This window comes from Streptomyces sp. NPDC017246 (assembly GCF_044331325.1).
Lineage (GTDB): Bacteria > Actinomycetota > Actinomycetes > Streptomycetales > Streptomycetaceae > Streptomyces.
The window spans coordinates 498,081-522,290 of sequence record NZ_JBIRMW010000003.1 but is presented as its reverse complement, the minus strand read 5'-3'; the positions used below and the strand labels follow the sequence as shown (position 1 = coordinate 522,290).

General features: G+C 71.9%; 18 protein-coding genes. 5 read left to right on the top strand and 13 right to left on the bottom strand.

Annotated elements, in window-relative coordinates; all coding sequences use genetic code 11:
* Window positions 1-540: 540 nt before the first annotated feature.
* Together ACH4MY_RS10725 and ACH4MY_RS10720 are read right to left on the bottom strand one after the other, a co-directional pair.
* Complete coding sequence (locus ACH4MY_RS10725) at window positions 541-2,316, bottom strand: ABC transporter ATP-binding protein (RefSeq protein WP_398000476.1); 1,776 nt, start codon at window positions 2,314-2,316, stop codon at window positions 541-543.
* Window positions 2,313-4,220 (bottom strand): ABC transporter ATP-binding protein, encoded by a 1,908-nt coding sequence (locus ACH4MY_RS10720; RefSeq protein WP_398000474.1) that lies wholly within the window; start codon window positions 4,218-4,220, stop codon window positions 2,313-2,315. The genes ACH4MY_RS10725 and ACH4MY_RS10720 overlap by 4 nt, the downstream gene beginning before the upstream one ends.
* A gap of 134 nt (window positions 4,221-4,354) precedes the next feature.
* Between ACH4MY_RS10720 and ACH4MY_RS10715 the strand changes: the two genes are divergently transcribed.
* Window positions 4,355-5,002 (top strand): TetR/AcrR family transcriptional regulator C-terminal domain-containing protein, encoded by a 648-nt coding sequence (locus ACH4MY_RS10715; protein WP_398000472.1) that lies wholly within the window; start codon window positions 4,355-4,357, stop codon window positions 5,000-5,002.
* 121 nt (window positions 5,003-5,123) lie between these two features.
* On the opposite strand, the gene ACH4MY_RS10710 is transcribed toward ACH4MY_RS10715, so the two are convergent.
* Window positions 5,124-5,783: a TetR/AcrR family transcriptional regulator gene (locus ACH4MY_RS10710; protein WP_398000470.1), complete on the bottom strand. Its 660-nt coding sequence runs from the start codon at window positions 5,781-5,783 to the stop codon at window positions 5,124-5,126.
* Between the two features lie 138 nt (window positions 5,784-5,921).
* Here ACH4MY_RS10710 and ACH4MY_RS10705 point away from each other — a divergent pair, with 138 nt between their 5' ends.
* Window positions 5,922-7,088, top strand: a complete 1,167-nt coding sequence (locus ACH4MY_RS10705; protein WP_398000468.1) for a serine hydrolase domain-containing protein — start codon at window positions 5,922-5,924, stop codon at window positions 7,086-7,088.
* A 102-nt stretch (window positions 7,089-7,190) separates the two neighbouring features.
* Here the strand turns inward: ACH4MY_RS10705 and ACH4MY_RS10700 are convergent, their stop codons facing one another.
* On the bottom strand, window positions 7,191-10,913 hold the full coding sequence (locus ACH4MY_RS10700; RefSeq protein ID WP_398000465.1) for a S8 family peptidase: 3,723 nt from the start codon (window positions 10,911-10,913) through the stop codon (window positions 7,191-7,193).
* 271 nt (window positions 10,914-11,184) lie between these two features.
* Here ACH4MY_RS10700 and ACH4MY_RS10695 point away from each other — a divergent pair, with 271 nt between their 5' ends.
* Both ACH4MY_RS10695 and ACH4MY_RS10690 read left to right on the top strand, forming a co-directional pair.
* Window positions 11,185-12,237, top strand: coding sequence for a helix-turn-helix domain-containing protein (locus ACH4MY_RS10695; protein ID WP_398000463.1), 1,053 nt, complete (start codon window positions 11,185-11,187; stop codon window positions 12,235-12,237).
* Window positions 12,238-12,397: 160 nt separating this feature from the next.
* A complete protein-coding gene (locus tag ACH4MY_RS10690) occupies window positions 12,398-13,603 on the top strand; it encodes a serpin family protein (RefSeq protein ID WP_398000460.1) in 1,206 nt (401 codons plus the stop codon).
* A 56-nt stretch (window positions 13,604-13,659) separates the two neighbouring features.
* On the opposite strand, the gene ACH4MY_RS10685 is transcribed toward ACH4MY_RS10690, so the two are convergent.
* From ACH4MY_RS10685 to ACH4MY_RS10660, 6 genes are all read right to left on the bottom strand, one after another.
* Window positions 13,660-14,304, bottom strand: coding sequence for a GAP family protein (locus ACH4MY_RS10685; protein ID WP_398000457.1), 645 nt, complete (start codon window positions 14,302-14,304; stop codon window positions 13,660-13,662).
* 437 nt (window positions 14,305-14,741) lie between these two features.
* Window positions 14,742-15,179, bottom strand: a complete 438-nt coding sequence (locus ACH4MY_RS10680) for a hypothetical protein (protein WP_398000455.1) — start codon at window positions 15,177-15,179, stop codon at window positions 14,742-14,744.
* A 114-nt stretch (window positions 15,180-15,293) separates the two neighbouring features.
* Window positions 15,294-15,638: a hypothetical protein gene (locus ACH4MY_RS10675; protein ID WP_398000452.1), complete on the bottom strand. Its 345-nt coding sequence runs from the start codon at window positions 15,636-15,638 to the stop codon at window positions 15,294-15,296.
* 165 nt (window positions 15,639-15,803) lie between these two features.
* Entirely contained in the window at window positions 15,804-16,292 is a 489-nt protein-coding gene (locus ACH4MY_RS10670) for a flavin reductase family protein (RefSeq protein WP_398000449.1), read from the bottom strand.
* Window positions 16,293-16,362: 70 nt separating this feature from the next.
* A complete protein-coding gene (locus tag ACH4MY_RS10665; protein WP_398000447.1) occupies window positions 16,363-17,730 on the bottom strand; it encodes a mycothione reductase in 1,368 nt (455 codons plus the stop codon).
* A gap of 173 nt (window positions 17,731-17,903) precedes the next feature.
* Window positions 17,904-18,734 carry a DUF1206 domain-containing protein gene (locus ACH4MY_RS10660; protein ID WP_398000444.1) on the bottom strand — a complete coding sequence of 277 codons (831 nt, stop codon included), beginning with the start codon at window positions 18,732-18,734 and terminating at the stop codon, window positions 17,904-17,906.
* Window positions 18,735-18,986: 252 nt separating this feature from the next.
* Here ACH4MY_RS10660 and ACH4MY_RS10655 point away from each other — a divergent pair, with 252 nt between their 5' ends.
* Window positions 18,987-19,244: a WhiB family transcriptional regulator gene (locus ACH4MY_RS10655; RefSeq protein WP_398000441.1), complete on the top strand. Its 258-nt coding sequence runs from the start codon at window positions 18,987-18,989 to the stop codon at window positions 19,242-19,244.
* Between the two features lie 16 nt (window positions 19,245-19,260).
* Here the strand turns inward: ACH4MY_RS10655 and ACH4MY_RS10650 are convergent, their stop codons facing one another.
* The 3 genes from ACH4MY_RS10650 to ACH4MY_RS10640 all read right to left on the bottom strand — a co-directional run bounded on the left by ACH4MY_RS10650 (window position 19,261) and on the right by ACH4MY_RS10640 (window position 23,924).
* Window positions 19,261-21,663, bottom strand: a complete 2,403-nt coding sequence (locus tag ACH4MY_RS10650) for a bifunctional serine/threonine-protein kinase/ABC transporter substrate-binding protein (RefSeq protein WP_398000439.1) — start codon at window positions 21,661-21,663, stop codon at window positions 19,261-19,263.
* 450 nt (window positions 21,664-22,113) lie between these two features.
* Window positions 22,114-22,758 (bottom strand): dihydrofolate reductase family protein, encoded by a 645-nt coding sequence (locus tag ACH4MY_RS10645; protein ID WP_398000436.1) that lies wholly within the window; start codon window positions 22,756-22,758, stop codon window positions 22,114-22,116.
* 314 nt (window positions 22,759-23,072) lie between these two features.
* Entirely contained in the window at window positions 23,073-23,924 is an 852-nt protein-coding gene (locus ACH4MY_RS10640; RefSeq protein WP_398000434.1) for a class I SAM-dependent methyltransferase, read from the bottom strand.
* Between the last annotated feature and the right edge of the window lie 286 nt (window positions 23,925-24,210).

The window sequence follows — 24,210 nt, the reverse complement described above, 5'->3', positions numbered from 1 at the left end:
GCCCGGAGTTCGTCCTCGCCGTCGGCGAACTCGGCAGGAGGTCCGGGCCGGAGGGCAAGGGCGGCTGCGATCAGTTCCGCGGACGCCGACGGGTCTTCGCGTACCGCCCGGAACAGTACATCCGCGTCCATCGGGGTCAGCCGATAGCGCCATGTGGGGTGGGCGTGTGACGCCGCATAGTGGGCGGTCAGGACCTCGGCGGGGGACAGCTCGGCTCCGCATCGGCGCAGCAGCCTTGCCAGGCGTCCTCGGAGAGTGTGCGTGCGTACCGAAGACCCGCGCCGGCCTGTGGATCAGCCGCCTGACAGGCGGCTCGCACCTGTGCGACCGTGGGCCCGTCCATCCACGCGAACGTCCAGGACCGCGCCGAGCCGGACCATTCGGCCTCGATCCCGCCAGGCCGGCGGAGGCCGAGGCCGAACCGTTCCGTCAGCATGCGGGCAAGCCGGCGAAGGCGCATCGCACGGTCAGAAGTCATCAGCGTCGGTATCTGCTAGGGATTGTCCGGCCGGATGTGGGCGTGACATTCGACGACAGAACCTAGCGCCCCGAGGCCGCCGTCTCGTCCGCGGGGGTGGTCCGGGCCGCATGGTCCGTCGTCGGCTTCGTTGCCGTGGGTGCCAGGGACAGGTTCCAGAAGTCGGCGTAGCGGCTGCCGAGGCGCAGCAGTTCGTCGTGGTCGCCCTCCTCGACGATCCGGCCGGCGTCGAGGAAGACGATGTGGTCGGCGTGTCGGACGGTGCGCAACCGGTGGGCCACCATGACCACGGTCCGGCCTGCCATCAGGCGCTCGATACCGGCGTGGACGGCCGCCTCGTTGACGGGGTCCAGGGCGGAGGTGACCTCGTCCAGAAGCACGATCGGCGCGTCCTTGAGCAGCGCTCTGGCGATCGAGACGCGCTGGCGTTCGCCGCCCGACAGCCGTGCGCCGCCCTCGCCGACGGTGGTCGCCCATCCTTCGGGCAGGCGCTCGACGACCTCGTCCAGACGCGCCGCGGCCGCTGCGGCACGCACCTCGGCGGCGGTGGCGTCGGGGCGGCCGAGGCGTACGTTGTCCTCGATGGTGCCCTCGAAGAGATAGACGTCCTGGAAGACGATGGCGAACTGTGCCATCAGCGTCTCGGCTCCGATGGCACGCACGTCCACGCCGCCGACACGTACCGCGCCGGCGTCCACGTCGTAGAACCGTGCGAGCAGCTGCAACAGGGTGCTCTTGCCGGCGCCCGACGGCCCCACCACGGCCAGTCGCCGCCCGTCGGGGACGGACAGGGTCAGGTCGTCGAAGACCGTGCGCCCGTCGTGCCGGAAGGTGACCGACTCCCACTCCAGTCCATGGCCGCGCGGTTCGGCCGGGTCGGGGGCCTGCGGCAGCGGCTCGGTGGACAGCACCGCGTCGAGCCGCGCCAGTTCGCCGCGCGCGGAGCGCAGCTTGCCGCCGAGGTCGGCCAGGGACAGCAGCGGCTCCGCGCAGCGGGCGGCCAGCACCAGGACGGTCAGCAGCTCCGCGGCCCCGATGTCCCCGCCGAGCGCTTGGTACGCCCCCAGGACCAGCACCGCGGTGAAGACCGCCTGCACCGTCAGGGCCAGGCCCAACGCGCCGGGCAGCGCCGACAGCGTCGAACGGCGGGAGGCGCGCCGGACCTGCCGCAGTGCGTCGTCGAGCAGTCGGAAGCGTTCGGCGGTCCGGCCGCCGGCGCGCAGCACCGGTTGGGCCTGGAGATATTCGACGACCCTGGTGGTGGCCTCGCGGTCGCGCGTGGCGCGCTCGGCGTCCTCGGCCGCCGTCGAACGTCCGGTCAGGACCTGGATCGCCACCACCACGGGAACGGCGGTCAGCGCGGCGAGGCCCAACTGCCAGTCGAGGGCGAGGATCACGGCGACGATCGTCAGCGGTGTCACCGCGGCGGAGACGAACGGCGCGAGCAGGTGCGCGATCACGCTCATCGCCTGCAGGACGCCCTGGCCGGCGAGGCCGGACACCTCTCCCACCCGGGTCGGGCCGTACCAGCCGAGCGGAAGCCGGGCCAGATGGTCGCCGAGGCGGTGGTACACGCCGCGCAGCAGCGCCGTACCGACGCGGAACCCCGACAGGTCGCTGAGGTAGCGCAGCACGGCGTAGGCCGCCACTGCGGCTCCGAACGCGCCCAGCCACGGCCAGGCGCGGTCCGGTGTGTCCCCGAGGAGTGCGTGCAGCACGGGTGTGAGCAGGGCGTACGACAGGCCCTCGACGACCGCGGTCGTCGTCATCAGGGCGAGGGTGCGGCGCATCGGGCGGGAGTACTGGTGGCCGAGCACACGCAGCAGCAAGTGGATCATCGAGGGTCGTCTCCTTGCGGTTCGATGAGGGTCCGCGGGCACGACTCCTGCGGATCGTCCGGGTCGTGCGTCGTCACAGCCGCCCACGCCTCGCCCGCGGAGCCCGCCGCGTGCCGCGAGCGCCACAGCGCCGCGAACTTGCCTTCCAGGGAGAGCAGTTCCCGGGGACTGCCGTGCTCGACGATCACTCCGTCCTCCAGGACCGCGACGGCGTCGGCGCCGACGACCGTCTCGAGTCGGTGCGCGATGACCAGGACCGTCCGGTCGGCCCGCAGCGTGGCCAGGGCGCGGCGTACCGCCTGCTCGGTGTACGGGTCGGCGAAGGAGGTCACCTCGTCGAGCACCAGCACGGGGGTGCCGGCCAGCAGTGCGCGGGCGAGCGCGACTCGTTGGGCCTCGCCGCCCGACAGTCGTGCGTCCTCGCCGATCACCGTCTCGTATCCGCGGGGCAGTTCGAGAATGCGGTCATGGATGTTCGCAAGGCGGGCGGCGCGCACCACTTCGTCCTGGCAGGCGTCCGGCACCGCCAGCGCGATGTTGTCCGCGACCGAGGCACGCAGCAGGCGGACGTCCTGGAAGACGAAGGAGACCTGCCGGTACAGCTCCCGGCTGCTCAGCTCGCGCAGATCGACACCGCCGAGGAGGACCGAGCCGCTCGTCGGGTCGACGAACCGCGGCAGCAGTTGGACCAGTGTGGACTTGCCTCCTCCCGACGGACCGACGAGCGCGGTGACCGTCCCCGGCTCCAGCGTGAGGTCGATCCCCCGCAGTACGTCCCGGCCGGGTTCGTAGGCGAAACGGACGCCGCGCAGCTCCACCCGGTGGCCGTGCGGCGCGACCGGGTTCGCCGGCTCCGGCAGCGGCGGCACCGCGAGCACGTCGCGGATCCGGCCGACGGCACGGCGGGCGGCCTGCAGCTCGTCGAAGCCGTGTCCGAGCGCCGCCACCGGGGCGGTCAGGCCGATTCCCAACAGCAGGAACGGCAGCAGATCGGCCGGGGGCATTCCTCCACCGGTGATCAGTGCCGCGCCGCCGATCAGGACGGTCAGGAGCACGAACGGGGGTGAGAGGACCAGCTGCATCCCGGCGGCGATCGGGGAGATCCCGTGCACCCAGCGGCGGAAGACGGCGACGAAGTCGTCCGCGGCGGCACGGAACTCGCGGTGGGCGCGCACGCCCCCGCCGAAGGCCTTGACCACCGCGATGCCCTGGACGAACTCCACGGCCGAGTTCCCGATCCGCGCCATCGCCGCGTCGAAGTCGGTCTGTTCGCGCAGCCGGACCGGAGTCATCATCAGGGGCACCAGCGCCACCGCCGCGACCACCGGGATCAGGGTGATCAGCGTCAGCCGCCAGTCCACGGTGAACAGGTGGACGAGCGATACCAGCGGCACGACGAAGGCCGAGGCCAGTTCGCCGGGAGTGTGAGCGATGAAGGGGTGTACGGCTCCGACATCCTCGCCCACCAGCTTGGCCAGCTCACCGCTGCGTCGGCGGGAGAGCCAGCCGATCGGCACCCGCCCGAGCCGCGCGGCCAGCCTCCGGCGTAACGCCAACTGCACCCGCCCGTCGAGCAGATGGCCGATCGCCGCCGCGGCGGCCGTGAACAGTAGCTTGGCGAACAGTCCGGCCGCGCCCGCGATCACGACGAACCGGACATGGTCGTGGTCGACCGGGCCGGACGCGAGCAGGGCGCGGCCCAGCTCGACGACCGCGAGCAGGGGTGCCAGCCCCGCCACCGCACCGGTGACCTGAAGGCCGATCACGGCGGCGAAGCCGGCCATGTACGGCCGCAGCAGCCCTGCCGCGCCCGGCCCCTCCGGGGGTTGCTCCTGCGCGGGACCGGCGCCGTCCGGTGGTCGCGGGGACTGATTCCTCGCCTCGGCGAACTCGGTGGTGGTCATCGCCCTCTCGTCCTCGTCGGTCCTGGGGAACCCCAGGGATTCTTACGATGTAAGGCTGCGCGAGGACGCTATACTTACAGCGTAAGAATCGTCAATCGGATCGCGAGGCGTCCGGTACGGAAGGTGAGGGCGTCATGGCGGCCAACAGGACTCCCGGGCAGCGCGCGGGGCTCACTCGGCAGTCCGTCCTGGAGGCGGCCCTGCGACTCGTCGACCAGGAAGGGCTGAAGTCCCTCTCGATGCGGCGGCTCGGCACCGAACTGGGCGTGGAGGCGATGACCCTCTACCACCACGTACCGAACAAGATCGCTCTACTGGACGGGGTCATCGAGCAGGTCGTCGCCGAGGCCGTACCCCCGGAGTTCGGCGCCGCCACATGGCGGGAGAACCTGAGCGCCTACGCTCACGCGCTGATCGCCGCACTCGGCGCGCATCCGAACACCGTGCCGCTGCTGTTGTCACGGCCCGCCATGACTCCCCGCCTTCTGGGGACGATGGAGGGCGTGGTGGGGATGCTGTACGAGGCCGGCTTCGCTCTGCCCAGAACTCTGGACGTCGCCTACTCGCTGACCAGTTTCGTCGTCGGGCACGCCGTCGCGCAGGTGGGCAATGTCGGCGGGGCCGACAGCATGGTGTCGCTGGACCCGAACACGTACCCGTTGCTGGTCGGCGCCGCCCGCGCGATGGGCGAGGACGCGGCCCGGGCACGCTTCGACTTCGCGCTCGAAGCACTGCTGTCCGGATTCGAGAGGGAACTCGCCCTCACCCCGCCGGCGAAGTGAAGGCGGGCCGACGCCCCGCCGCACTCCAGACACCCGGCCACATCCCCGGCCGCCCCGCCACACCCCGAGCCGCCCCGCCACCCTCCCGGCCACGCCCCGACCAGGCCGTTCGCCGCCCCGGCTAGCTCGGCCGGATCGCGCCCTCGATGTGGGCGAGGTGGGCCGCGAGGATCTCTTCGAACGCGGCGCCGCGCTCCGCTCCGAGGGGGCGGACGTCGCGGGCGAAGTGGGCCAGGGCGGGGAAGCGTTCGGGGTCGGCGCCGAGGACCGCGACGCGGAACAGCTCCATGCCCTGTTCGTACTCTTCCGAGGTGATGGTGCTGACTCCGGCCTCGGAGGCGATCAGTGCGGCGATGAGGACCGCGAGCCGGTGGTAGCGCGTGGGGATCTCCTCGTCGGGCAGTCCCGAGGCGCGCAGGGCCTGCAGCACCTCTTCCATGACCAGCCGGGAACCGGCGCCGCCCGACGCGTACCGCCCCCAGACCGCGGCGAGCTGGGGCTGCCGGCCGAAGGCCTCTCGCACGCGCAGGGCCAGGGCGGTGATGCGCTGCTTCCAGTCACCCTCGGGGCGGTAGCCGTCCATGGAAGCAAGGAGGATCCGGTCGGCGGCCGCGCGCAGCAGTTCCGTCTTGCTGCGGAAGTGCCGGTAGAGGCTGGAGGAATCGGTCCCGAGCGTCGCGGCGAGCTTGCGCACGCTGAACGACTCCGCGTCGCTCGTGCGCAGCAACTCCGCCGCCGCATCCAGGATTTCCTCGGTCGACCAGCGCCTTCGACTTGCCATTTCGCCCCTCTCGTCAGGCTCATTCTATCGATGCACTTGGTGTTGCACGCACCGCGTGCATAATGAGGACATGAGCGTGCCGAGCGACCCGGCAGCACCAGGGCCGACGTGTCACGCGCGCCCTGTCACCCGGCTCGGATGACAGCTGTGGGGCTCCCCCTGAGGCAGAGCGAAAGGACCCATGTCGTGAGGAAGTCACTGGATCCCGCGGCGCTGGACGCCGCCATCGAGAACGTCCGCCGCGCCGGGGTACCGGGGCTGTTCGCCGAGGTGCGTGAAGGCGACCAGGTCTGGCGCGGCGCCGCCGGGGTCGCCGATGTCGCCACCGGCCGCCCAGTCACCGCAGACATGCGGCACCGCGTCGGCAGCATCACCAAGACCTTCACCGCCGCCGCGGTCCTGCAGCAGGTCGAGGCCGGTCAGATCGGTCTCGACACATCGATCAGCAGGTACCTGCCGGGCCTGGTTCCCGGAGAACGCGGTGACGCGATCACGGTCCGGATGCTGCTCAACCACACCAGCGGCCTCGCCGAGTACTTCCCGTACGCCTATCCCTCCCTCAAGGCGTTCCCCGACCTCGCGAACACCGGCCCCCAGAGCCTGGACGACCTCCGGTACACGCGGTTCGACCCCGTCGAGCTGATCCAGCTGGGGGTCGCCGCACCGCCTGCCGGCACCCCGGGCGGCGCGTTGGGGCTGTACTCCAACACCAACTACCTGCTCCTCGTCGAACTCCTGGAACAGGCGACCGGCATCGCGGCCGACCAGTACATCACCGAGAACGTCATCGAGCGCGCCGGGCTCCGGGACACCGAGATCCCCACCGGGCCGTACGTCAGCGGGCCTCACTCGCGGCTCTACGAGTCGTGGTTCGGCATGATCGACCCGCCGCGCGACTACAGCGTCTTCGACATGTCATGGGCGGGTCTTTCGGCCTCGGTGATATCGACCGTCACGGACCTCAACCGCTTCTACCGCCTGCTGCTCGCCGGGGAGATCGTCGGCCCGTCGTCACTGGCGCAGATGCGGCGCACGGTCCAGGTCGTCTCCCAGGAGGGAAAGACGATCGAGTACGGCCTCGGGCTGTACCCGACGAAGGAGTCGGGGCAGGACACCTTCTGGGGTCACGGCGGCACGGTCTGGGGCGGTGGAGCGCTGGCCATGACCCGTGACGACGGCGGGCGGCAGATGGCGGTGGCGGTGAACGCGCAGAGGTGGAACAGGCTCGACTCCTCGGGCAGGCCGCAGCCCCATCCCATCGACGGCGCGCTCGCCGCCCTGTACCGCGTGGCGATGTACGGCTGACGGGCCCGCCGTCGGCCCGTATCGCAGCGACGCCCCCATCGACCGGGGACGCGAACGGCCGGGGCGCCCGCGCGGGTGCCCCGGCCGTCCGGCTGCGATCCGTCAGCGACGGACCTGGTAGGCGCGCGTCACCGTCTGGTCGACGGAGTTTCCGTCGGCGTCGGTGGCGGTGACCCTCAGTGAGACGAAGCCCGCGGCCATCGGGTTGTCGACGGCGCCGTTCAGACGGCCGTCCAGGCGGACCTGCCGCCAGGAGGCGCCGTCGTCGTACGAGGCCCACAGCTTGACCCCGGTGATCTCCGGGCCGGCCAGGCCCTTGGGGTGCCGTACACCGAGGCCCACGGTCGTACGGGACCTGGTCCGGGCGCTGTTGGCCAGATCGGTGCGGAGCCGGTAGTCGACCGACAGGACGGGCAGCAGCGTCCGTCCCTCGCCCTGCGCCGAGTGGAAGCGCCAGTCGGTACGCACCTTCGTGGAGGTGTTCCAGCCGGCCTCCTCCCGCTGCACATCGGTGACCACGCGGTACTCGGCACGCTCCGGGACCACCGGGAAGGCGACGGCGGCGGCGGGCGCGGTGCCGAGGAGCACGCCGTCCCGGTAGACCGTGGTCAGCTCCCTGTCGGTGCCGTTGCGCATGACGGCCCACTGCCCGGAGCCGCTGTCGAGCAGCCCCGCGGCCGTGATCACGGCGACGGCGCCGTCCCGTACGGCGGCGCCGTCCAGGCCGCTCGGGAGCGCGGTGCGGACGACGGCCTTGTTCCAGTCGCGGCGGACCTGCTGGCCGGGGGTGAACGTCGTGGCGGTCGTCAGCTGCCAGGCGCCGCCCGCCGTCCACACCGGGCCGAGCTTCATGGCCTCGTAGGTCCGCAGACCCGGGGTGACGTACTCCGTCAGGGTGCGCTGGAGCGTCGTCCGCCCGAAGGCGAAGTTCGCCACCGGCTGCATCGGCGAGTGCGTCAGCCGGCTGTATCCGGCCTCGGCTCCGGCGGTCGTACCGTGGAACCGGGTGTCGACCGTGGCCAGTTCACCGGTCCGGACCCGGTAGCGCTGGTCGGCGGGGATGCCGCCGTCGCGGTACTTCAGCAGTTCGTACGAGTAAGGGCTGACCGCCGTGCCGGTGAAGGTGATCCGGGCGCCGGACAGGGCCAGCAGGCGCTCGCCTTCGGTGCCGGAGACCGTCATCGCGGGGATGCGGGTCTCCTTCGGGCTCCAGTTGCCCGCCAGCCAGCTGCCGGGGGTGTCGTTGTAGACGAGCACGGCCAGCGCTCCGGCGTCGGCCGCCGCGTCGACCTGTGCGTAGGTGGTGGTACCGGAGTCGCGCTTCACCAGGGCGAGCTTGCCGCGGACGTCCTCGCCGGGCCTGGCCACGCGGAGGGTCCGGGTGCCGTCGAAGCGTGCGGAGCCGGTCCAGCCCTGGAAGTACGAGACGTCGACGGCACGGCTGCCGTGTCCGGCGAGCCGGGCAGAGAGCGCGGGGGCGCTGAGCGACCAGCCGAGGCGCGACTCGAAGAGGCCGGCGTCGGTGGTGGCCGACGGCACGGAGTAGACCGCCGTCTCCCCGCCCAGCCAGGTCTCGCGGTCATGGACGAGGGCCAGCGAGGAGGGGCGGGAGGCTATGCCGACCCGGAGGCGGTTCGTCTCCGAGGGGCGCGGCGTGGTCATGGTGACCCGGCCCGCCCTGGAGCCGTCGAAGGTGAAGGTCCGGTCGGAGTCGATGAGCGTGCCGGGCCGGGCCGCGTACGTGTACTCGTGGAGCCTGCTCCAGTCGGGGCTGTAGTGGAAGATCTCCGCGACGAAGGAGTGCTCGCCGCGCGGCACGCGCACCACGACGGTTCCGTCCGCGCCGACCGGGTACGTCTCGGGGACCACCGCCTTGTCCAGGGTGGTGTCGGAGACCGCGGCGATGCCTCGGGTCGGCTTGCCGTCGCGGTCGAGGACCTTCAGGGTGACGTCGAAGCGCTGCACGTCCCGGCCGAAGCCGACGGCGGTCACCGCCGTCGTCCCGTCGGTGGCACGCGCGGTGACGTGCGCGCCGTGCGAGCCGGTGGTGACCTTGCCGCTGTCGAGGGTGACGGCGGCCTCGGCGGTGCCGTGTGCCGGGACGGTCACCGAGTCGGCGCCCAGGGCGAGCGTGCCGGCCGGCAGCGTCTCGCCCGCGTTCTCCAGCGAGAGCGCCAGCGTGACCGGGGCGTCGCCGTCGTTGACGTACGTGATCTTCTTCTCGACCGCGGCCGAGTCGTCCCAGCCCCGCAGGCCGAAGTCGACCGTTCCGTCGGCCGACACGGGCTGACGGACCGCGCGCGCCACGTCGAGGCGACCGGCGCCCTGGGCGTACACCGAGGTGTCTGCGGTGGTCTTCGCGGTGCTGATGAGCCCGCTCTTCAGCCGGGCGGGCGACCAGTCGGGGTGGCGCTGGGCGAGGATCGCCGCCGCGCCCGCCACGTGCGGCGTCGCCATGGAGGTGCCGCTCGCGGTCGTGTAGAGGTCGCCGACCGGCGAGCCCATCGTGGTGCCCGCCGCGCGGGCCGCGACGATCCGGACGCCCGGTGCGGTGATCTCCGGCTTGAGGCCGCCGTCGCCGCGCGGGCCCCGGCTGGAGAAGCTCGCGACGGCGTCGGCCGAGTCCACCGCGCCGACCGTGAGGGCCGCGGCGGCGGCGCCGGGCGAGCCGACGGTCCTGACGCCGGGGCCGCTGTTGCCCGCCGCGATGGTGAACAGGACCCCCGTACGGGCGGTGAGTTCGTTGACCGCGAGCGACATGGGGTCGGTGCCGTCGGCGCCCTCCTGGCCGCCCAGGCTCATGGAGACGACCTTGGCGCCCGAGTGCGCGGCCCAGTCCATGCCTTCGATGATGCCGGACTCCGAGCCGGAGCCGCCGTCGTCGAGGACCTTGCCCACGATCAGTTTCGCGCCGGGGGCCACGCCCTTGTACGTGCCGCCGGAGCCGGCGCCGCTGCCGAGGATCGTGGAGGCGACGTGGGTGCCGTGGCCGTGCCCGTCGCGCGCGGTCTCGCCGGGGACGAAGCTGCGGCTCTCGACGATGCGGTCGGCGAGGTCGGGGTGGGTGGCGTCGATGCCGGTGTCGAGCACCGCGACCTTGACGCCGGTGCCGTCGTATCCGGCGGCCCATGCCTCGGGCGCGCCGATCTGCGGAACGCTCTTCTCCAGGAGTGCGTCGACCTTGCCGTCGAGCCAGAGGCGCTGGACGCCGCCCGACAGGCGGGCCTTGGGGGTTCCGGCGCGGGCGGTGTCGTCGTCGACGGCCTCCCAGAAGGTGTCGCCCTTGGCCTTCTCGGCGGTGACGGCGGCGCCGCGCACACCGGGGAGCCTGCGGGTGAGACGGGCCCCGCCGGGGGTGGTGGTGCCGGCGGAGTCGTAGCGCACGATCAGCGGGGTCGTCGCGCGGTGGGCGTCGTCGAAGCCCTGGGCGAGGAGCTGGGTGACGTTGAACAGGCGCTTGTCGACTTGGCCGTTGTGGATCAGCGCCTCGACGTCCCGGGGGATCACGTACACGTCGGTGCCGACGGTGTACGTCCGCAGTCCGGAGGCGCTTCCCCGGTACGGGGTGACATTGACGGCGACGGTCTTGCCCGCCCGGGTGGCCACCGTCACCTTGTCGCCGGTCACCAGGGTGACGGTCGCGGTGCGGACGGCGTCCCGGGTCGCGGGGGTCGCACCGTCCTGTCCGGTCGCCGGGAGAGAAAGGGCGGTGACCGCGTCCTGTCCGGTCACGGGGAGAGGGGCGGCGCCGTACGCGAAGCCGCCGGCGGTCATGGTGGCTGCCAGGGCGAAGCTGAGCAGTGCGGTTCTCCGTCTGCTGCGCATGCTGAGGGCACTCCTTCCGCCGGCGGAGTGGGAATCCGTGTCCGGCGGAAACAAGAGTCAACAGGAACGATCACCTTCGCTACAGGCCGCCCCTGACGAAGAGGCGACATGTCCACTCGCCGCCACCTTGCTCGTACCGCGGCTCCTGGTGGGAGCCCGCGTGGTAATGCGGGCTCTCGTTTCCCACCGTACTGATGTGATTTGATCACGCCGGGTGCGGGGGCAGTCGTGTCAACCAGGGGTGGGGGCAGGCGTCGTGCGAGAAGGACACATGCTGGAGGCGGCCGGGGTCGGCGCCGCGGAGGAACGGGTGTACCGCTTCCTCGTCGAGGTACGGGAAGCCGACACCGCCACGATCGCCGCGCAGTTGGGGCTCGATGTCGCACACGCCCAGCGGTTGCTGACGTCGCTTCACGACAAGGGCCTGGTGGGGCGGTCCGCCGAGCCACCGCAGGGCGGCGGCGAGCGATATGTGCCGATGGCACCCGACGCGGCCCTGCGCCCGCTGCTGCTGCGCGGGCACGAGGCACTCGAATGGGCGCGGCGGGGCGTGGAACAGCTCGCCGAGGAGTACCGGGCGGGCGGAAGGCGCCACGACGCCGGACAGCTCGTCGAGATCATCACCGGCGCGAGCGTGATCCGGCAGCGGCTGCGGCACATGGCGTACGGGGCCGCCGAGATGCGCTGGCTCTGCAAGGCCCGTCCGGTCGCCCTGGCGGCGGCGGAGAACGACGAGGAGTGGGAACTGCTCGCCCGGGGGGTGCGGTACAAGTCGATTTACGAGCGCGAGCTCCTTGAAGGGCCCGGGATGGTTGACAACGTTGCCCGGAGCATCCGCGCGGGCGAGCAGGCCCGGGCCGTCGGAACGCTACCGGTACGCCTGGTCATCGCGGACAGTTCGACGGCCATCTGCCCCCTGGTGTACGAGGGCGGGGCACACCATGACGACGCCGGCCGGTCGGCGGGTCCCACCGGCCGGGTGGGCGAGCCGACCGCCGCCGTGGTCCACAGCAGCAGTCTCCTCGACGCGCTGATCGCCCTGTTCGAGAGCCAGTGGGCGGCGGCGACGCCCCTGCATCTGACCGACTCCGGCGAACTGGCCGACTTCGACGACAGCCCCGGCTCGGCCGTCCACCTCGCCGACGACGAACGGTATCTGCTCTCCCTGATCGTCGCCGGGGTCGCGGACAAGGCCATCGCCTCGCAGCTGTGGGTCAGTCAGCGCACGGTCCAACGCCGGATCCAGACCCTGATGCAGCGCGCCGGGGCCCTGACGAGGACCCAGCTGGTATGGCAGGCCGCACAGCGCGGGTGGCTGGCGTAGGAGCACGAAAACCCTGCCCCTTCGCGGCGCCTCCCCATGTACGGTTCCGCTGTTCACAGACCCGCGAGGAGGCCGAACGGATGGAGGGCGCGCGGCACCGCTGCCGCCCCGAGGGGGCGGCATGAGGGCGACGACAGCGACGATTCGTTCGGTCAACAGGATGACGGCACGCTGGGCGGCCCACGGCCTGGCACCGGAGGCACTCGCCAAGGGCACCACGTTCTCCGCAGTCGGCCTCTGGCCGCTCCTGGCCTTCCTCGCGGACGGTGCGTGCGACCCGGCCCGCGGTGAGCTGGAGGACGCTCTCGGCATGCGCGCCGACGAAGCCGCCGAAGCGGCGCGCGGGCTGCTCGGCGCGCTGGCGCGTATCCGGGGCTCGTCGGCCGCGGTCGGGCTGTGGGTGCGTCCCGATGTGGAGGTGTCCGTCCCGTGGGCGGCCGGGCTGCCCGACGCCACGCTGGGCCGTTTCAGCGGCGACGACGAGGCCGACAAGAAGGCCCTGGACGCATGGGCCGCCGAGCGGACCGGCGGACTGGTCCCCACCATGCCCCTGCACGTCGACAAGGCGACGCTGCTCGTCCTCGCCGCCGCCCAGGCCGTACGTACCAAGTGGCTGAGCCCCTTCGAGGAATCCTGGTTGGAACCGGCCGCCGGGGGCCCCTGGGCGGGCCGGGAGCTGGTCGGTCTGAGCCGCCGCACCAGCCTGCTGGACAGGGTCGGCGTCGCGAAGACCTCGGCCGGACGTACGACCGTCCTCCAGGTCCTCGGCAACACCGGCGTCGACGTGCACCTCCTCCTCGGAGAGCAGGACGCCGCGCCCGGCGCGGTGCTGGCCGCCGGAGTCGGCATCCTGTCCGGCACACACCACGTCGTGCCGGGCGGCCGGCTGCCGCTCGGCGCACCCGGGCCGGGCCTGGACGTCCGTAACGAGCGTGCCTCCGACCGCGACCCCGTCCTGTCCGTGACGACGTCCCCGTTCACCCTCGCCGCCGACCACGACCTGCTCGCCACCGCGGGTCTGTTCGGGCTGACCAGCGCCATGGACGCCGGCCGCGGTCACTTCCCGGGAGTGAGCGACACCCTTCTGGCCGTGCAGCAGGCCCACCAGTCGGCGACGGCCCACTTCACCGCAGAGGGCTTCCAGTCGGCGACGGTCACGGCCTTCGGCGCCGCCGTCGGCTGCGGGGTGCGGACGACCCCGTACGTCGTGCGCCGCATCAGGCTCGTCCTCGGCCGCCCCTTCGGATTCCTCACCGTCCACCGCACCTCGCGGCTCGTGCTCTCGGCGGGCTGGGTCGCCGAGCCGGTCGACCGCGCCGCCGCCGATTACGACGACGAGGACGACTACTACGACGACGAGGACTGACGACCGGGACGAAGGACACGCCCGGCAGACCTGGCCGGTCACCCGGTCGACCCGTCTCAGGCGACCAGCTCGTAGATGCTCCGGGCTGTCAGCCACAGCCCTACGAGCAGGGCGAGGGTGACGATCAGCTGCTCCTGGTGATGCTCCAGCCAGCTCCGCAGGGCGTTGAGCCGGGCGGTGGACGCCTCGGGCGCCCAGACCGCGTACATCTCCATGACGACAAGGCTGAGCGTGGCCAGCAGACAGTAGCCGGTGAGTGCGAGCCAGGCGCCGACGGTGGAGAGGTCCGCGTCGATCGCCGTCGCGGCGCCGGCGCCGACGAGTGCCCACGGCTGCAGCAGCCATGCCAGGGCGGCCGCGGTGACCGGGGAGGCCTCGTCGATCCGCGCGGCCCACTTCGGCGGGCCGTGGGGGCGGGGCGGTCTACGACGCCGGTGCGCGCCGTACAGCACGAGTGCCACTCCGATGACGAGTTTCGCGACGATCGCGGCGGTCGAGGGCACGCTGTGACGTGCCGGCGGCTGACCACCGGTCAGCAGCGCCACACAGGCGATCACCGCGACGAGATTGGCCAGCCACGACAGCAGGAACGCCAGCCCCTGCCGAATACCGCGCCGCGAGGAGAGCAGCAGGATGAAGGCGCTGTTGTGCAAGGGCCCCAGGCTGATGGCCGTACCGATCACGATCAGGTCGAGGACCATCGAATCAGCCGCTCCTGGATATGAGAGAGGTGGACCACCTGCGGACGGGCAGCCCGTCGACGGAGTCGGGCGGCGCTCCTGTGATGCCGCATCCCGACTCTGCAGGTGGCGGAGGGGCCGGTCAAGCAGGCCACGCCCGCATGTTCGCCCTCGTCGATCCGGCTGAGCTCGCCCCCAGGAGTGCTTCTCGACGCGGGTGCGTCGATGCCGGGCGGGCACCGGCCCCCGCTACACCTCCCTGTCCTTCGGCTCCGCGACCTCGGGCGGCCGCCCCCTCAATCGGTAGACATCGTGGCTGGCTCCCCAGAGCACGTGGCGGAGCAGCACGGAGAACCATCCGGGACGGGCTGCCCTCAGCCGGCTCACGGAGGACCGCAGCCCGAGAAACCTCCGGAGCCTTGAGCGCGCACGGCCGCTCGGCCTCCTCGCCACGTCCTTCATCTTCCGGACCGCCGTGGCTCGAGTGCGGCATACACCTCCCGTGGCGAGAAGAGCGTCCCCCGCCCGTCGGGCGGAACGAGCCAGGAAAGGCCGGTCACCTTCCTGCCGGGGTCGGGCACGGCCAGCCAGGTCCCGGTCGTCAGGTACCGAGCGGTCCGCTCCGGCTTCGCGGCGGGGCCGCCCGGAGTCATCAGCAGCACGAGTTCCTGACGCCTGCTGTCGTGAAGCACCGGGCCGGCCGTCGGCTGCCCGCGGCGGGCAACTGCCTTCAGCAGGCTGCGCCCCGGCATCTCCGGGACCGCCAGGGCGTCCCAGAGCCGTCCCACTGGCAGGAGCGCCACACCGCGCTCGCTCAGTCCCCACTCGCTCAGGCAGACGGTGGGGTCGTCACAGGCGGAAGCCAGCCACCGCACCGACCGCAAAGAGAGATTCATCTGCTACCTCGTTTCTGGGATCAGCCGACGAAGTGGCTGACTATCCCGGACCAGGAGCGGCATGAGCAGGGAGGCGGAGCATGGCGAATTCCACCGGCCGACTCTTGTGATGTGTCAGTGGGTGCCAGACCGGCCGAGCCAGCGGCGGAGCGCGCTGTGGGTGGTGTCGTCCAGGGCGGACAGCACCTCGATGGCGTCGAGGTCGCCCGGCAGGGGCGCGATACCCGCTGTGGTGAGAGCGGCGTGCAGCTCCAGCCGACGGCGGTCGGTCGCCTCCAGACGGGGGGACAGACCGTTCGAGGGCGCGGGCTCCGGGTCGAAGTAGTCGACGAGCGCCATGGTTCCGGAGGCCGTCGAGGTCTCTTCGTACCGGTCGTCGACGTACACGGCGGGGAAGCGGTACGGGTCGAGATCCAACAGTGCGCGGGGAGCCGTGGTGAGCGCCTGGAACTCGGTCATGAGCGTCTCCTCAGTCGTCGTGCAACGTGCTGGGAACGACGACGCGGGAACCGCAGACCGTTGCGCACCGGGGAGAATGCCACCCGGATGTCCCCTATGACATCTCGTCACAAGTGCGATGACCCAACAGGCGCAGCCGACGGCCGTTCGGCCCGAGGTGTGGCCTCAGGCCGGATGGCCCGGGTCGAGGCCGCGTACCTCCCGGTACCGGAGGAGCGCGGGCGCCGGGCCTCTGGCCGGCGGGCACACCGCCACAGGCGCCAGGAGGAATCCCACGTGGTCGCCGCCCTCGATGCACCCCTCGATCCGGCCGGTGAACCAGGTGGGCAGCCGCTCCAGGATCGGGCTGCCCGCTTCTCCCGGCCGCCAGTCGACCCTCGCGAACTTGTCGACCCGGTCCCCCGTCTCCTCTCCGAAGAGCTCCGCCAGCGCCCGCTCGTCCTGATGGAGCAGGTGCACGGTGAGGAACTCCGCCGCGCGCGCGACACGGTAGGTGTGGTTGGCGACCGACAGCCACACGGTGAAGCGCGGCGGGTCGATGGAGCACTGGGAGGCGAAACCCACCAGGCAGCCCGCCCGCTCTCCTCCGGACGCGGCCGTCACCACGTACATCGGGCCGTCGAGCACATCGGTGAAGGGGTCGAGTTCCGTCACAGCGCCTCCTTCTGCGGTTCCGCATGGTCCAGTGGGCCGGTCAGGCGGTCCCCGGTCGGCGCGGCGGGGTTCACAGGCTCAGATCGAGGAGGGCGTTCTCCACGACCTCGGTGAGCGCGGGATGGATCCAGTACGGGGATTCGGCGAGCGTGGTGGCGTCGATCCCGAGTGTCGCCGCCAGGACCAGGGGCTGGATGAGTGTCGAGGCCTCGGCTCCCATGAGATGGGCGCCGAGGAGGCGCCCGGTGCCGGGCTCGGCGAGCACCTTGCAGAAGCCTGTGGTGTCCTCCATCGCCCAGCCGTAGGCGACGTCGCCGTAGCCTGCCATGCCCACCACATAGTCCAGCCCTCTGTCGCGCAAGTCCTGCTCGGTGGCGCCGACCGAGGCGATCTGCGGGTGGGTGAAGACCGCCGCCGGCACCAGGTCGTGATCCGCGGCGACCAGGTCGTCCGGGTGGCGGAGATTGTGCGCGACGGCCTTCGCCTCGCGGTTGGCCACGTGCTTGAGGGGCACCGGTGAGCAGATGTCCCCCAGAGCGAAGACACCTTCCGCGGTGGTGCGCTGATAGCGGTCGACGACCACCCGGCCGTCGTCGTGGGTGGCGATCCCGGCCGCTTCCAGGTTCAGCCTGTCGCTGTTCGGGACCCGGCCCACCGCGACGAGAAGCATGTCCGCCTCGACCGTCGCCCCGTCGTCCAGGGTCAGCCTCAGCGCGCCCGGCTCGCCGTCGACCGCCGTGAGCTCCCGCCCGAGCCGAAGGTCGTAGCGGGAGCGGACCAGCTCCGTGAACCGTTCGGCGACCGTCTCGTCCTGTGGGCCGAGCAGGCGCTCCTCCTTCTCCACGACGGTGACGTGGCTTCCCGTCCCGGCGAAGACCTCGGCCAGCTCCGCGGCGATGTACCCACCCCCGAGGATCGCCAGGTGCCGGGGCGGAGCGTCGATCCGCATGACGGTGTCGGACGTCTCGTACGGCAGGCCCGCCTCGGCGACGGGCCCGGGAAGCAGCGGTCTGCCGCCCGCCGCGACGACGATCTGGCCGGCGCTGATGTCGACGGTGCCGCGCTCTTGCTCGATCCGGAGGCGTCCGGGCCCGATGAACCGCGCCCTGCCCTCGTACACGGTGACCGAGTCGTCTTGTACGCGCCCCCGACGGCCGCTGTCCCGTTCGGCGTCCAGTCGCCCGAAGACCCGGTCGCGCACCTGGCGCCAGCGCACCGCTCTGAGCTCGGCGTCCACGTCGTACGTTCCGGCTTCCCGCACGGTCCGTGCGACCTGCGCGGTGTACGCGAGCATCTTGCTCGGAATGCATCCGGAGTTGAGGCAGGTGCCGCCGAACCAGCGCTCTTCGACGACGGCCACGTCCAGATCGGCGAAGGAGCCGTCGACGACGGCATTGCCGGATCCCGCACCGATGACGACAAGATCGTGGTGACGCATCCGTCCAAAGTACGAGGCGCCTTCCCGGGGCGCCGCGCCGACCCACCGGCCTCCGCCCGACTCGCTCGGCGTTTTCACCGACGCGGAGTCGTCTCCCGGCAGGCATTCACGTCCGGCATGCGCGCCGTCGCCGACCACGGACGACTCCCGTTCCCCGTACCGGGGCCGGCCGATCACACCTCACGCCACTTGGACTGGCCGAAGGAGAACACACCGAAGAGCGCGAGACCGACGGCCACGGCGACCAGGAGCCACGGTCCCACCGGGGCCTGCGCGAACGAGCGGAGCGCGTCGTCCATGCCCTTGGCCTCGCCCGGGTCGGACTCGATCGAAGCCTTCAGGCCGAAGTAGCCGACGGCCACGAACACGAGCCCTCGTGCGACCCCGCCCGCTGCGCCCGTCACGTCCATGAAACGGCGCTGAGGCATGGACATCCGCTGCCATCTCAGATGCTCGCGGTACTTCCGCAGCACGGCCCGGCCGGCGATCCACAGCCCCGCGCCCAGGATGCCCGTGGCCACCGCCCCCACCCACCACGGGCCGCCGGGCAGTGACAGCAGACGGCCCGTGAGGTCGCGGCTCTGGCGGTCGGTCGAGCCCGCGCCACTGCCCCGGTCCCCCGCCGCGAAGGCCAGGACGAGGAAGGAGGAGACCGCGTAGAACACGAACCGAGCTCCGGACAGGGCGCGTTTCCCGGGGCGGTGGCCCTTCGGCCCCGCGGCACCGACGCACGCCTCCGACAGCCGCCACAACGCCATGCCGGCGAGGCCGACGCCGAGGGCCCAGAGGAGCACGGATCCGAACGGCGTCGCGACGACCTCCGCGAGGGCCCCGCCCCGGTCGGCCTGCTCGCTCGTGCCCGTCAGGCCGATGCGTACGGCCAGGGCTCCGACGAGCAGGTACAGCACACCGCGCGCGACGAAGCCGGCGCGAGCCCCTGCCCGTACGGCCCCTCCGCGGGCCGCTCTCCTCGCGTCGACGGTGGATGATCTTGCTGTGGTCATGACCGCTCACTCCCCTCGGGTTGGAACCTTCGGGTGCCCCGTCTCCCCCGGCCGAAGCATCAGGGTGGCTGCCGACAGCGTTCTCCGCATCGCCGCGCTGTCGAGAAATCGCTGTCCGGGGCCGCCCGGCCCCGCCGCCGTTCGGCCGTCCGAGCGGATGGGGTCGTACCCACGAGGCCGACGACGTTTCAAACACGGCAGACCGGTCAGCCGAAGGGAACGACCGCCGCACCCGTAGACAGGAGGAATGACATGGACAGCTGGCGCGCATCCGCTGCCTGCCAGGACGTCGACCCCGACCTCTTCTTCCCGGTGGGGACCGGCGCCCCCGCTCTGGTCCAGGCCGAGGAGGCCAAGAGCATCTGCCGGGACTGCCCCGTTCAGGTGGACTGCCTCCGCTGGGCCATGGACGACTCCCGTCAGGTGACGGGAGTGTGGGGTGGTCTCGACGAGGACGAACGCCGAACCCTGAAGCGCCGGTTGCGCCGCCGCGCGACCGAGGCGAGGTGACGGCCCCGGCCACCGGTCAGGGGGCGGAGCCGCTCGTCACCACGCTCCAGCTGCCGGCCTTCACCGCGTACACCGTCAGCCGACGGTTGACCGAGTCGCCGTTCTCCGTGAAGGCGACACTGCCGGTGACACCGTCGAAGGCCGACCCCGCGACGGCCTGCGGCAGCTTCGCCCGGGCGTTGTCGGGGAGGGTGCCGCCGTTGGCCGTCACGACGGCCTTCACCGCCTCGATGAGGGTCCAGGTCGCGTCGTAGGCGTACGGGCCGTACCAGCCGGCCGGTTCCGCGTAACCGGCCTTGCCGTACCGGGTGAGGAAGTCCCGCCCTGCCTCCGACTGGTCGGCGGGCAGGCCGATGTTGGTCGCGAGGTCGCCCTCGGCCTGTGGGTTCTCCGTGAGGTACTGCTGGTCGAGGATGCCGTCGCCACCCATCAGGGGGACGTCCACACCAGCCTGCTTGAGCTGTTGGGAGAGCGGCGCCGCGGTGTCGTAATAGCCGCCGAAGTAGACGGCGTCGGCACCCGAGGACTTCACCCTGGCGGCGAGGCCCGCGAAGGCGCGTTCCGCGGGATCGACCTGCTCGGTGCCGACCACGGTCCCGCCGAGCTTGCCGAACTCGGCCGTGAGACCTGAGGTGAGAGCGGTGCCGTGGGCGCTCGCGTCGTCGATCGCGTAGACCTTGGTCTTCTTCGCCTCATACAGGTACCGGGCGGCGAACGGCCCCTGGTCGACGTCCGTGGCGATGGTCCGGAAGTAGGTGGAGTAGGGGCGGGTCTTGGTGCCCGCGGCCCAGTTGAGGCCCAGGGTCAGGGCGGGATCGGTGTTGCCCGGGGACACGTTGACCATGTCCGCCCGCGCGAGCGGTGGCACCAGGGACCGGGCGACTGCGGAGTTGAGAGGGCCGACGACCCCCAGAACCTTCTCGTCCGCCACGAACTGGGCGGCAATGGACGCGCCCTTGCCGGGATCAGCCCCGTCGTCCAGGGCCTTGATCTCGAATCTCACCCCGGGTACGTGCCGGGACTCGTTGGCGGTCCTGGCCGCCAGGTCGGCGGCGTTCTTGATACCGACGCCCATCGAGGACATTCCGCCGCTCAGCGGTGCGTCCACCCCGATCACCACCGTGACGGCGGAGTCCCCCGGGCCACTGCCGGCCGCCCCACCGCGGGGCGCGTCATGGTCACCGCTGAGGGCCCAGGTCAGGGCGGAGCCGGTGGTGAGCACGGCCAGCGCCGTGCCCAGCACCGCGGCACGCCGGGTGAGGCCGGGCCGCTTGGCGGACGCCCGCCCACCGTGCTCCCGCTCGGCCGTCGCGTCGAGCGTGACCGGACTCTCGGCCGGGGGGACGGGCGGGGGTACGGGAACGGGTACCGGTACGGGTACGTGCCGGGGTACGGGTACCGGCGGGGAGGTCGGCCGGTCCGGCACGGGTCGGCGCGGGGTGCCGCCGACGGACCCGGAGTCCGGGACCGTGGGAGTCGGGGGTGCCGGCGTCGGCGAGGGCGTCGGTGAGGCGGATTCGGGGGCGGATTCGAAGACCGGCTCGGGGGCGGGCTGGTGCGTCGGTCCGGGCCCGGCGGTCGCATCGGCCCGGGGAGCGGACCGCAGCACCGATGCGAGCATCTCGGCCGCCTCCGCGGAGCCCACACGCTGCGCCGGGTCCTTGGTGAGGAGCGCGTCCAGCACGGGGGTCAGCGGACCGGCGTGAACCGGAAGCCGGTGCGGGCTGGTGAACACGGCGACGGCCAGGGCGTGGAGCCCTTCCGCGTCGAACGGCGGACGCCCCTCGACGGCGTGGTACAGGGTGGCGCCGAGTGCCCACAGGTCGTTGGCCGGCGTCGGGCGCTTGCCCTCCAGCTGCTCCGGCGGCATGTAGTGCGGGGTGCCGATGACGATCCCACTGTGACTCAGTTTGGTCGTGGAGTCCGCGAGGTGGGCGATGCCGAAGTCGGTCAGGACGACACGGTCCTTCGTCAACAGCACGTTGTCCGGCTTGATGTCGCGGTGGACGATCCTCGCCCCGTGCGCCTCGGCCAGCGCGTCGAGCATGACGGCGCCGATCTCGGCCACCCGCCGTACAGGCAATCGTCCCTGGTCCCTGATGGCAGCGGCGAGGGACTGCCCCCGGATCAGCTCCATGATGATGACGGGGGCGCCGCGGTGCTCGACCACGTCATGGACGGTGATGACTCCGGGGTGGCTGAGAGCGACCGCTGCGCGGGCCTCGCCGGTGAAGCGCCTGAGCAGCACGGCGCGGTCGCCGTCGTCCAGGCCCGGCGGGAAGAGGATCTCCTTGACCGCGACCTCACGCCCGAAGAGCTGCTGGTCGAGGCCACGCCAGACCCGGCCCATACCGCCCTGGCCGATGCGTTCGACCAGCTGGTAGCGGCCGGCGATGAGTTCGGGATTCTGCTCGGTCACGCGCACACTTTAGGTCCTGCTGATCCGGTCTGGTGGCGAAAAGACGGCTTGATCACGCCCACGGTGAGAGGACACGGAGTGTCCGGGGCTGCCCCTCCTTGCCTCGGGTGCGGCTGGCGGAGCAGCCGGCGACGAGCGCTGCGGCTGTCGCTGTCGCCACGAGCGCGGTGGTTCCGGTGCGGACGGGGGGGGAGGTACGGACACGCGGTCGGGCCATGACACTTCCTCGGTACTGAGCGGGATCGGGAGGGCCCCGGGCAGAGGGGCTCACTCCGCGAGGACGGGACGAGGGCAGCGCCGCGGCCGGGATCGACCGGAGAGGTGCGGAATCCCCCGAGTCTTGAGAGCGCTCTCAGGAGAGGCGGTGGGCAGAGTACGGCCGCCGGGCTCGCGGCGACCAAGGGTTCACGCACGACCGGACCGCTGAGGTACGCGCGGCGCCCACAGGCCTCAGGAGTCGCCTCCGAGACCACGATCGGGCAGGCTCATGTCCCCCGTCGCGGGAACGCCGTCGGCGATCCCGTAGCGGAGGTACACGGCACCCTTCGGGCTGGCCACCGGGGGCGCGAGGAGCGTGACGTTGGTGGGCACGGCGCCGTCCTCGAACACCTTCTTGCCCACCCCGAGCACGATCGGGTGCAACCAGAGGTCGAGACGGTCGAAGAGCTTCTCGCGCAGGAGGGTCTGAACGAGGTTCAGACTCCCCACGACCTTCACGTTCTCGTGCCGGTCGCGGATCTCACGTACCGCGTGGGCGAGGTCCGGGCCGAGCTGCGTGGACCCGGCCCACGGGAGGTCGGGCGTGCCGCGAGAGGCCACGTACTTCGGAACGCTGTTGAAGAGAGCGGCGATCTCGTTGTCCTCACCACCCTCCTGGTGAGGCCAGTAGGCGGCGAAGATGTCGTACGTCCGCCGGCCGAGCAGGAGGGCGTCCGTCCCCTCGTAGGCGGCACCGATCCGCTCCCCGGCGAACTCGTCCAGCAGAGGCGCCTGCCAGCCGCCGAACGGGAACCCCGCCGGGTCCTCGTCGGGGCCGCCGGGCGCCTGCCCGACGAGGTCGAGGGTCGCGAACATCTCGATGTGGATGAGGCCCATGGCTTACTCCCGATGAGTCGGCCGTCTCCATCTGAGTCGGCTGTCCGTCAAGCAATAGACCCTGCGGATGGCCGCGGACTCATCGGCGCGACGGAACCCGGCTCACCCGGCCGGGGGTTAGACCGTCCGGCCGAAAGGGGTGGCGAGGCGGTCGGGCGGGGTGGTGCGTCGATGGGTACGGGCCTGGAGACGCCGACAAGGGAGCTGCCCACGGACTCGGCGTACCAGCGTCTGCCCCGCGAGGTCATGAGCGGGGCGACCACTGCGTGACACGACACCGGGACACCCGTACGACGCACCGCGTCGAGGTGCGCTCAGGGCCCCGGCGCGGGCGGGCGCCCCCTACGCCCCGGCCACGCCTCGGCCACGCCTCGGAAGACGAACGCGGTCATCGGAGCCGTGATTGGCCCCGGGCCCAGGCGGGCGGTCATCTCCTCGATGACGGCGGCCCGGACGGCCGGCCCGTCCCCGCGCTCCTCGACGGCCGCTCGTACCGGCGTTCCGGCGAGGAACCCGATGGCGACGTCCGTGGCCGACGCGGCCCGGCCCTCCAGTGTCAGCTCCCGCCGCTCCTCCACGGCGAACCCGGCGGCCGCCAGGTCATCGGCCACGACGGCGGGGGCGGCGTAACCGTGCGGGACCGTCGGGAGGAACCGAGGCGGGTCGACCGGAAAGGCCCGCTCCAGCCCGGCCTGCAGCGCGGCTGCGAAGGCGTGCGTGCCGAGCGGGCCCCAGGTGTTGAAGAGGAACCGGCCGCCCGGGGCCAGCACCCGGCGGACCTCGGTGAAAGCCGCGACCCGGTCGGGGAAGAACATCACGCCGAACTGGCAGACCACCAGGTCGAAGACTCCCTCCGCACAGGGCAGTCGCTGCGCGTCGGCCTGCGCCCACACCGCGCCAGGGGCCCGGGTCGCCCCGAAGGCGACCATGGTCTCGTTCAGATCGGTGGCCGTCAGCTCGGCCGAGGGTGCCACCGCGAGCAGTTCCGAGGTCAGAATGCCGGTTCCCGCCGCCAGTTCGAGGATGTGGCGGGGGCGGAGTGCCACCGCCCGGGCGGCCAGGTCCTGGGCGAAGGGCTGGAAGACCGTCGGTACGAGGTACCGCTCGTAGACCGCCGGCATGGACTCGGACCACCGCCGGTCGGCATCGATTCCCGTCACCTCCATGACGCTAGCGCCGGTTCAGGAGGCCTGCGCCCCGACGCGCCGCCAACCAGGCGGGGGCCGACTCCGTCTGACGACACGACAGGGCGGACAGGTGGCGGACCTCTCGGTCCGGTCCGGTCGCGGCCCGAGTCAGCAGGTCCGCGACCACGCCTCAGCGTGGGGTCGCAGCACGGCCCTCGGTTCCGACACATGTGTCGCGTCCACCATGCGGGTCAGCTTGTGCCGGGCGCGTGACGCATGGGACCACGGCATGCTGATCTCGGCGAAAGCCTGTGCCGAGCCCGTG

What these genes read in the sequence shown, in the direction of transcription:
- ACH4MY_RS10665 (WP_398000447.1), bottom strand. Translation starts at nt 17,730, where the DNA reads ATGCGTCACCACGATCTTGTCGTCATCGGTGCGGGATCCGGCAATGCC.
- ACH4MY_RS10685 (WP_398000457.1), bottom strand. Translation starts at nt 14,304, where the DNA reads ATGGTCCTCGACCTGATCGTGATCGGTACGGCCATCAGCCTGGGGCCC.
- ACH4MY_RS10655 (WP_398000441.1), top strand. Translation starts at nt 18,987, where the DNA reads ATGGACAGCTGGCGCGCATCCGCTGCCTGCCAGGACGTCGACCCCGAC.
- ACH4MY_RS10660 (WP_398000444.1), bottom strand. Translation starts at nt 18,734, where the DNA reads ATGACCACAGCAAGATCATCCACCGTCGACGCGAGGAGAGCGGCCCGC.
- ACH4MY_RS10720 (WP_398000474.1), bottom strand. Translation starts at nt 4,220, where the DNA reads ATGACCACCACCGAGTTCGCCGAGGCGAGGAATCAGTCCCCGCGACCA.
- ACH4MY_RS10640 (WP_398000434.1), bottom strand. Translation starts at nt 23,924, where the DNA reads ATGGAGGTGACGGGAATCGATGCCGACCGGCGGTGGTCCGAGTCCATG.
- ACH4MY_RS10680 (WP_398000455.1), bottom strand. Translation starts at nt 15,179, where the DNA reads ATGAATCTCTCTTTGCGGTCGGTGCGGTGGCTGGCTTCCGCCTGTGAC.
- ACH4MY_RS10645 (WP_398000436.1), bottom strand. Translation starts at nt 22,758, where the DNA reads ATGGGCCTCATCCACATCGAGATGTTCGCGACCCTCGACCTCGTCGGG.
- ACH4MY_RS10700 (WP_398000465.1), bottom strand. Translation starts at nt 10,913, where the DNA reads ATGCGCAGCAGACGGAGAACCGCACTGCTCAGCTTCGCCCTGGCAGCC.
- ACH4MY_RS10690 (WP_398000460.1), top strand. Translation starts at nt 12,398, where the DNA reads ATGACGGCACGCTGGGCGGCCCACGGCCTGGCACCGGAGGCACTCGCC.
- ACH4MY_RS10675 (WP_398000452.1), bottom strand. Translation starts at nt 15,638, where the DNA reads ATGACCGAGTTCCAGGCGCTCACCACGGCTCCCCGCGCACTGTTGGAT.
- ACH4MY_RS10695 (WP_398000463.1), top strand. Translation starts at nt 11,185, where the DNA reads ATGCTGGAGGCGGCCGGGGTCGGCGCCGCGGAGGAACGGGTGTACCGC.
- ACH4MY_RS10725 (WP_398000476.1), bottom strand. Translation starts at nt 2,316, where the DNA reads ATGATCCACTTGCTGCTGCGTGTGCTCGGCCACCAGTACTCCCGCCCG.
- ACH4MY_RS10715 (WP_398000472.1), top strand. Translation starts at nt 4,355, where the DNA reads ATGGCGGCCAACAGGACTCCCGGGCAGCGCGCGGGGCTCACTCGGCAG.
- ACH4MY_RS10705 (WP_398000468.1), top strand. Translation starts at nt 5,922, where the DNA reads ATGACAGCTGTGGGGCTCCCCCTGAGGCAGAGCGAAAGGACCCATGTC.
- ACH4MY_RS10710 (WP_398000470.1), bottom strand. Translation starts at nt 5,783, where the DNA reads ATGGCAAGTCGAAGGCGCTGGTCGACCGAGGAAATCCTGGATGCGGCG.